5 protein-coding genes and 1 pseudogene are annotated in these 7,891 nt (G+C 58.0%); 4 read left to right on the top strand and 2 right to left on the bottom strand.

Annotated features, from left to right (window positions below; genetic code table 11):
• The coding region (locus tag P792_RS38835; RefSeq protein WP_023978766.1) for a TonB-dependent siderophore receptor at nucleotides 1–1,716 on the top strand (1,716 nt) is incomplete at its 5' end.
• 94 nt (nucleotides 1,717–1,810) lie between these two features.
• Here the strand turns inward: P792_RS38835 and P792_RS28680 are convergent.
• A complete protein-coding gene (locus P792_RS28680; RefSeq protein WP_023978765.1) occupies nucleotides 1,811–3,565 on the bottom strand; it encodes a hypothetical protein in 1,755 nt (584 codons plus the stop codon).
• A gap of 450 nt (nucleotides 3,566–4,015) precedes the next feature.
• Nucleotides 4,016–4,795 (bottom strand): SDR family oxidoreductase, encoded by a 780-nt coding sequence (locus P792_RS28675; RefSeq protein ID WP_275451257.1) that lies wholly within the window; start codon nucleotides 4,793–4,795, stop codon nucleotides 4,016–4,018.
• Nucleotides 4,796–5,508: 713 nt separating this feature from the next.
• On the opposite strand from P792_RS28675, the gene P792_RS28670 reads away from it, so the two are divergent.
• The 3 genes and pseudogenes from P792_RS28670 to P792_RS38830 form a co-directional block, all read left to right on the top strand.
• Nucleotides 5,509–6,900: an ethanolamine ammonia-lyase subunit EutB gene (locus tag P792_RS28670; protein WP_023978762.1), complete on the top strand. Its 1,392-nt coding sequence runs from the start codon at nucleotides 5,509–5,511 to the stop codon at nucleotides 6,898–6,900.
• On the top strand, nucleotides 6,897–7,733 hold the full coding sequence (gene eutC / locus P792_RS28665; protein ID WP_081866856.1) for an ethanolamine ammonia-lyase subunit EutC: 837 nt from the start codon (nucleotides 6,897–6,899) through the stop codon (nucleotides 7,731–7,733). Before P792_RS28670 ends, eutC begins: the two co-directional genes overlap by 4 nt.
• Nucleotides 7,730–7,891: pseudogene (locus P792_RS38830) on the top strand (ethanolamine permease); the annotation flags it as partial. The gene eutC and the pseudogene P792_RS38830, both read left to right, overlap by 4 nt.

Here is a 7,891-nt window from a genome sequence, read left to right as displayed (position 1 = left end):
CCCGAGGAAACACGCGAAAATCTTGGTATCGACCTCGGAAAGCCGATCACAGCCGATATCGATTTTTACGGTCTCATTACCTATGGGCATCGTCACGCTGAATCCATCCAGAATTACCGCGTGCCGAATATCGCTCCCACCCTTTACCCCACAGGATTTTCGCCGATCGAGGTCATTGAGGAAAACGATTATCAGGCCAATCTGGGGATCAGAGGCAGTCATTTCTTTGGGTTCGACTGGGATCTGAGCACCGAATATGGTGCCGACGAGGATGACATCAACACCAAGAGCACTGCCAATACCGGTATGCTGGGGTCATCATGCCAGACTACCAACAAGGCCAAGGCCTATTATTCGTCGCAGGGCTGCGGGTACTCGCCAACCAGTGCGCGGGCCGAAACCTATCGCAATGCGATGTGGACCAATAATCTCGACTTCCGGCGCAGCTTCCGCATCGCCAATGCCGTGCCCATGACGCTCGCCTTCGGCGGTCAGCACAGGCTTGAGATGTATGACATCGTGGCGGGTGAACCTCCGTCCTACGAGGCAGGCGGCACACAGGGCTATGCCGGTGCCGCGCCACAGAACGCGGGAAGCTGGAGCCGCGATATCTGGGCGGCCTATCTGGATGATGACTTTCATCCCCTGCCCAAGCTGGACATCGATCTGGCCGGACGCTTCGAACATTATACCGACGCAGGCAACACCGAGAACGGCAAGATCTCGGCGCGCTATGATTTCACCAAACGTATCGCCGTGCGTGCCACTATCAGTAACGGATTTCGTGCCCCAACCCTTGCCGAACAGCATTACTCTGCCCTGAGCGTGGGTCCGACCTCGGCGTCCGGCCTGCTTCCGGTCTCGTCAGGTGCCGCAAGAACGCTGGGAGCCAGCGCTCTTAAGCCTGAGAGATCGACCAATGCCAGTGGTGGTATCGTGCTTGAGCCTCTCGATAATTTCCATGTCGAGGCGGATGTCTATCAGATCAACCTGCGTGATCGTATCGTGCAGGGCGGTACCGTTGTCGGGGCACAGGCCATCGCAGCCATCGAACAGCTGGGCTACACCCTGCCCGGTGGCGCGACCCTGACGAACCCGACAGGGTTTTCGGCCTATTACTTCTCGAATGGGGCAAGCACACGCACCCAGGGTATCGACATCAAGGCTGATTACCGCCTGAGGATGCATCGCTACGGCAATCTGCTGCTGTCAATGGGCCTCAACATCAACCGGACCACCCTGACCCATAACGGTCTTTCGGCCACCGGCACGCCTCTGCTCAATGCCCAGACCACGGCTTATCTCACCAGCGAGTCACCGCGCAGCAAGATCGTGCTGAACGCCTATTACACGCTGGGCAACTGGGACGTGAATTTGCGGCAGTCGCGCTATGGTCAGACGGTCGGGATGCTCACCTATCAGGACTGGACACCGGCCAGCGCCATTTGCCCGATCAATGGCAAGGCGCTGCGCGGTTCGAATGTATGCTTTGCCCAGTTCAAGAACACGCCGCGCTGGTTGACCGATCTCGAGATCGGCTACCGTTTCAATCAGCACTGGCATGTCGCTGTTGGGGCCAACAACATCTTCAACATACGTCCCCGCAAGGTGCCTGCCCAACTCGCCTCTTACGGCGTACTCGTTTACGATAGCGCCTCGGCACAGGTGCCGATCAATGGTGGCTACTATTTCGGGCGCATCAACGCAGATTTCTGACCTGCATGCGGCTTGGTTCATCGATAGATGCATGAAAAAAGCCGGGCAGAAACGCCCGGCTTTTTTCGCTGAAGTTCCTCGCGAGGCCCCGCCCTTACTGGAAGGGCAGATAACGCAGCGAGAGGAACACCATGTTGTCGTTCGTGTGCGGCGTACCACCCACCCCGCTGAAGGAGGTGACATAGGTGTAGGAGTACTGGGCACCAACACGCAGCGTACCGTAATCGCCGTGCAGATAGGTCCACCAGAAGCCGGCCGTACCCTGTACCACGCGGTTGATGCTGGTCTGGCAGGCGCTCGACGCGGCGCCCTCGATATCACATCCACCCACGTTGTAGAGCGGGTTGCCGTAACCGTAATGCTTGCCGCCCACATTGAAATAGGAGCGCGAACGCAGCATTTCCATGCCGCCATAGGCGTAAAGCTGTAACGCCTTGGTGGCATTGCCATATAGGCCGACCAGCACGTTAGCAGCTGGCATGGGCTTGACCTGGCCCTTGGAGTCAATGGTCACGTCAGGAATATTGGACGTGCCGTAACGCCCGATCCCGGTGCCAATAAGGCCAGATGCCTGGAAGAACACCTTGTGCGACTTCTCGACTGGCAGGATGAGGCCGCCGCCGCCGCCGCCAGCCAGCTTCGTGCTGCTCTGACCCGTGCCGGTATAGGAGACACGGCTATGAGCGAAGCGCAACAGTCCGGTCAGCTCGTAATGGCCCCAACCCGGGTCAGCCGCGAGCTTGCCGATGATATCTGGCGCCACATCCGTCGAATAGTTGGTCGACGGATTGTTCACGTTCACACCAGCGTTCTGATAGGTGCCCGAGGTCGCACCGGCGGGAAGATACTGACCGCCTGAGCCAACCGCGATGACCTGCTGCGGGTTCTCGACCGAGATGCCCATATTATAGCGGCCGTGATCGAAGCCCTTGACCAGTCGGATCTGGGTATTGCGCGTCCAGTTGAAGCCCGGGATGTACTGGGCATCGATCGAAAGCGGCACCTGTTCGTCACGGGCGCGCATGCCGTGGTTAAACATGGTGAGAAGCGACCAGTTCTGACCGCCCAGCAGCGTCAGTTCATCAGCGTCATCAATCAGCTGACCGTAGAAGACTCGTTCACGAAGAACATAGGAGTTGGACTGACGCGAGTTGGACGATGAGCCAGCGCCCTGGAAATCGGTTTCGATATAGGCCTGTGCGCGGAGGTTGCGGGTGATGTCACCTTCCACCAGGGCGGCAAGGCGGCTCTGGCGCGCCGATTCATGGAACTCGTTGATGTGGTAGTTCGGGCTGTTCGCGAAAGGAATGGATCCAAAATTGGATGAGATGTCAGACACGTTATTGCGCGACCTGAACATGGTGGCGGCCTCGACATAACCACCGAGAGTAATACGTACGCCACCAATCTGGATCTGACCACGATGAAGCGGCCCATAGAGATCGGTCACGCGGCCGGTTGGCGTGCCGGTCAGCTGACCATACGGGGTTGCGGCATTGACAGGAGGCAGGAGAACATTGCTGTTCGGCCCCGGAGCCGATGCCGTGGAGAAACCACCCGTCGCAGCCTGGCCCGAGCCGTGCGCGGGCATGCCACGATATCCGTTACGTGCACCGTAGGGATCGTTTTCCTCTGATTGTCTCTGTTGTGCCAGCTGGTCATGAATGCGCTTCATCTCGCGATTATGCTCACGCTTCATGTCGGCCAGCTGGGACTGCATGGCCTTGATCTGCTTCTCCATCAGGGTCATCTGATCGAGACTGGCTGCGCGTACCGGCGTCGCAATAGCCAGAGAGGCCAGAGATACCGACGCCAGCAGCAGGCGACAGGCACGGGGGAGAGAGGTCATATCAGGTTCATCTTCCGATGCTGCGGTGGGTGTGAGCCTCCCTTAATCGGTGCCTCCACGCATGACCTGCGAAGCTTTGATGACTCCCATATGACAGTTTGATGACAACAGAGCTAATGCATTGTTATATAATGATAATACTATTCCCGAACATGACGTTGCATGGCGGGTTCCTGACAAAGTATGAAAATCTGTGGTTTTCGGGACACAGATCCCGCTCCTTGGCGCACCCCGAAAGCCGCAAGAAAAGGCCTTTCTATATCGGTGGGCCAATCACCTGGTCTGTACCGGCGCAGGCGGCATCCCGCGCGCTATCAAGGCGGGCTATTGGCTGGGAAGGATGAGCGGCACCCTATCCCGCCCTGCCCCATAGCGTGACGCATCATGCTTATGACCGGCGACGGAGCGACAGGCGCATCTTGATGAAGTGCGCCAGCGCTCGGTCATTTTTCAGAGAATGGTATAGCCGCCGTCGATCAGGATATCGGCACCGTTGATCATCGCAGCACCGGAGGAGGCAAGGAACACCGCGGCGGCAGCAATTTCCTCGGGAATGGCAAAGCGCCCGGCTGGGATACGCTTGATGGCGGCTTCACCCTTTTCACCCGCCCAGGCCTTCTTGCCGAGCTCGGTCATAACCACGGTCGGGGAAAGCGTATTGACCGTGATACCGTACTTGCCCCACTCGGCGGCGAAGGTCTTGGACATGCCGATGACGCCGAACTTCGAGGCGCAGTAGGCAACGTGCTCTTCGATCGCGACCGTTCCAGCCTGCGAAGCGAGATTGATGATACGCCCGCCTTTGCCCGCCTTGATCATCGCCTGACCGACAGTCTGGGTAACCAGGAAGCTCCCCTTGAGGTTGATGGCAATCGTCTTGTCCCAATAATCCAGCGGGAGCGTCTCGGCAGATGCAAGGAACACGACGCCCGCACAATTGACCAGAATATCGAGCTGGCCAAACGCCGCCTGTACGTCTGTCACGGCCTTGGCCACGGAGTCCGGATTAGAGACATCACAGGAGAAGGGTACAGCCGCATCACCCAGCTCGGCAGCTTTGGCGGCTGCGTTTTCCAGATTGACATCGACCAGCGCAACCCTGGCACCCTTGCGGATAAACGCGGTTGCAATGGCTGCACCGATGCCCGATGCGCCACCCGTAACCAGCGCTACCTTCCCCTTGAGCGAAAAGTCGAGATCGACATCGGCTGCTGAGAAATCCATCTTCATGATCACGCTCCATGTGATTTATCACACAGAACATAGAGCGTTTGACCGAAACGTGTAAGCACTCATCACACCCGATCACAGTAAATTCAGGCGCGTTTCTTTCATAATGTGACTGAAAACAATGTATCGTCTCAACAATGATCGTGTCGTTGAGAAAACTGGATAAAAGCGGTCCTAAAATCTATTTTCGACAGAGACATCGAATCCTTGATGAGGCAACGCGCTCATGATCAATGACTTGGAATGCGAATTGCCCATTGCGCGAATGGGCGAGGCTGCCGAAGGACACAGTCCGGAGCCTAGGCCTGCGTGACCCGCACGACTTGCAGTTCGAGCATAAAGGTATCACCGCATCAGAAGGCGCGATGCAGGGATCGGATATCACCCGCCTTCGGCGCGAATGACGCGAGAAGCACGGGCAACGCCTCTCCCGGCAAGGTCGGACATGCTGCCGTGATATCCCTCATCCGGGACATCCTCTCACCTCTCCTTACGTGTGCCCTGCAAGCAAGATGCCGCCTGAGTCGAGCCTGGCGTAGAACGGGCTAAGTTCAGGAACTAAATTGCGAAGTTTCTTACAAATAACAACAGTAGACCTTGGAATCGGTATCTAATCATATTTATCATTGACAAATCTGGTGATTATTTATCGTATTTCTTTCGGATCAGCATCGAACTCTTCGCATTGAAGGGGGCATGGAACGGGCGATATCTTGAGCTACAAAGCCTCACTCAGTGGACAGAGCTTTACTTTCAGGGATTTGAAGCACCTGATGGCCTGTGCCTCACCCATGCGGTCAGGCGATACCCTTGCGGGTCTTGCTGCACATAGCGCAACCGAACGCGTTGCCGCCCGCATTGCCTTGGCCGATCTGCCCCTGTCTGCCTTCCTGAATGAGGCGCTTATCCCGTATGAGCTGGACGACGTGACGCGGCTCATCCTTGACACGCACGACGCACAGGCATTTGCGCCGATTTCCTCCATGACCGTCGACATGTTCAGGGACTGGCTTCTCTCCCATGAGGCCACGACTGCAAAGATTGTCGCTTTGGCGCCTGGCCTTACGCCTGAAATGGCGGCCGCCGTCAGCAAGATCATGCGTAACCAGGATCTCATTGCCGTCGCCCGCAAGATCGAAATCATCACCCGGTTTCGCAACACGATCGGGCAGAAATCGGTTCTTGCTTCGCGCCTGCAGCCCAATCACCCGACTGACGACCTCAAGGGCATCGCCATATCGACATTTGACGGTCTGCTTTACGGCTGTGGTGATGCCGTGATTGGCATCAACCCGGCCACAGACAATGTGGAAACCGGCTGCGCGCTGCTGGATATGCTTGATACGCTACGCCAGACCTATGAAATCCCGACACAGAGCTGTGTGCTCACCCATGTCACGAACACAATCGAGATCATCAATAAAGGCGGTCCGGTCGATCTGGTTTTCCAGTCCATTGCCGGGACACAGAAAGCCAATGAAGGCTTTGGCGTCACACTCGATATCCTGACACAGGCGCATGACGCGGCGCAGAGCCTGAACCGGGGCAGCATTGGCCAAAATGTCATGTATTTCGAAACTGGCCAGGGCGCTGCGCTCTCTGCCGGTGCGCATCATGGCATTGACCAACAAACGGTCGAGACACGGGCCTATGCCGTAGCACGCGCCTTCAGCCCCCTGCTGGTCAACACAGTGGTCGGCTTCATCGGCCCTGAATATCTGTATGATGGCAAGCAGATTATCCGGGCCGGGCTGGAGGACCATTTCTGCGCGAAGCTGCTGGGCGTGCCCATGGGGTGCGACGTCTGCTATACCAATCATACCGAGGCCGACCAGGATGATATGGATGACCTGATGTTGCTCCTCGGGACTGCTGGGGTCACGTTCCTGATCGGGGTCCCAGGCGCCGATGATGTGATGCTCAATTATCAGAGCCTCGCCTTCAATGACATTCTGACCACCCGCTCGCTCCTCGGCCTGAAACCTGCGCCCGAGTTCGCGGCGTGGCTTGAGCGCATGGGCCTTTACGACCCCGTGAACGAGCGCGCGCTTACCGTCCCGGAGGGCGAGACCCGCCTGCGCGGGATGATTGGCTGGAAACCATGACCCGCATCGAGCCATCAACATCCAGCGAGAAGGCCGCAGCACAGCACGGCGATAACGGCTTTTGGGATGTCCTGCGACGGGAAACGCGCGCGCGTGTCGGGCTTGCCCGTACGGGCAATGCTCAGACGACGCCCGACGTGCTGGGTTTTCAGGCGGCTCATGCCCAGGCACGGGACGCGGTGCATACACCTCTCGATGTCCCTGCCCTTTCCCAAGCCCTGCTTCCTGCAGTGCCTGTCGTTGTAACGAGCGCCGCACAGGATCGGCCGACTTATCTGCGCCGGCCCGATCTCGGTCGACAACTCGATGACGCAAGCCGAGATAGCCTCAAATCGGGCAAATGGGATCTCGCTATCGTACTCGCCGATGGGCTCTCGGCACGAGCGGTTTCGGGTTACGGCCCTGCACTGTTTCATGCCTGCCTTGCCGGTATGCCCGATCTGCGTATCGCCCCCCCTGTCATCGCCCTTCAGGGACGCGTCGCCCTTGGGGATGATATTGCCCAGAGCCTCGGGGCCAGGATGGCGGCTGTCCTGATCGGTGAGCGACCTGGCCTTTCGGTTTCAGACAGTATGGGCGTGTATTTCACCTTCGAGCCCAGACGCGGTTGCCCGGACTCGAGACGTAATTGCCTGTCCAACATCCACACCCACGGGCTGAGTGTGACCGAGGCAAGCCTGAAACTGATCTGGCTCATTCGGGAATCCCAGCGGCTGGGCCTCAGTGGCGTCGATCTCAAGGAGCGTGCGCCTGCGGCTTCGGCAACAGATGCGGCCCGTATGGGTTCAGCCCCTCACACACAAATCAACAAGAGCCGGGAAGAGTCTCCATGAGTACCCAAAAGACGCAACTCGATCGCAGGTTGAGCGCCTTTCACCTGTGGGGCATCGCTGTCGGGCTCGTGATCTCCGGCGAATATTTTGGCTGGAGCTATGGCTGGGCAACAGCGGGAACGCTCGGCTTTTTGGGTGCCACCACCTTCGTGGCGATC

Source organism: Asaia sp. SF2.1 (genome assembly GCF_000505765.1).
Lineage (GTDB): Bacteria > Pseudomonadota > Alphaproteobacteria > Acetobacterales > Acetobacteraceae > Asaia > Asaia bogorensis.
This window is presented reverse-complemented; position numbering and strand designations above follow the sequence as displayed.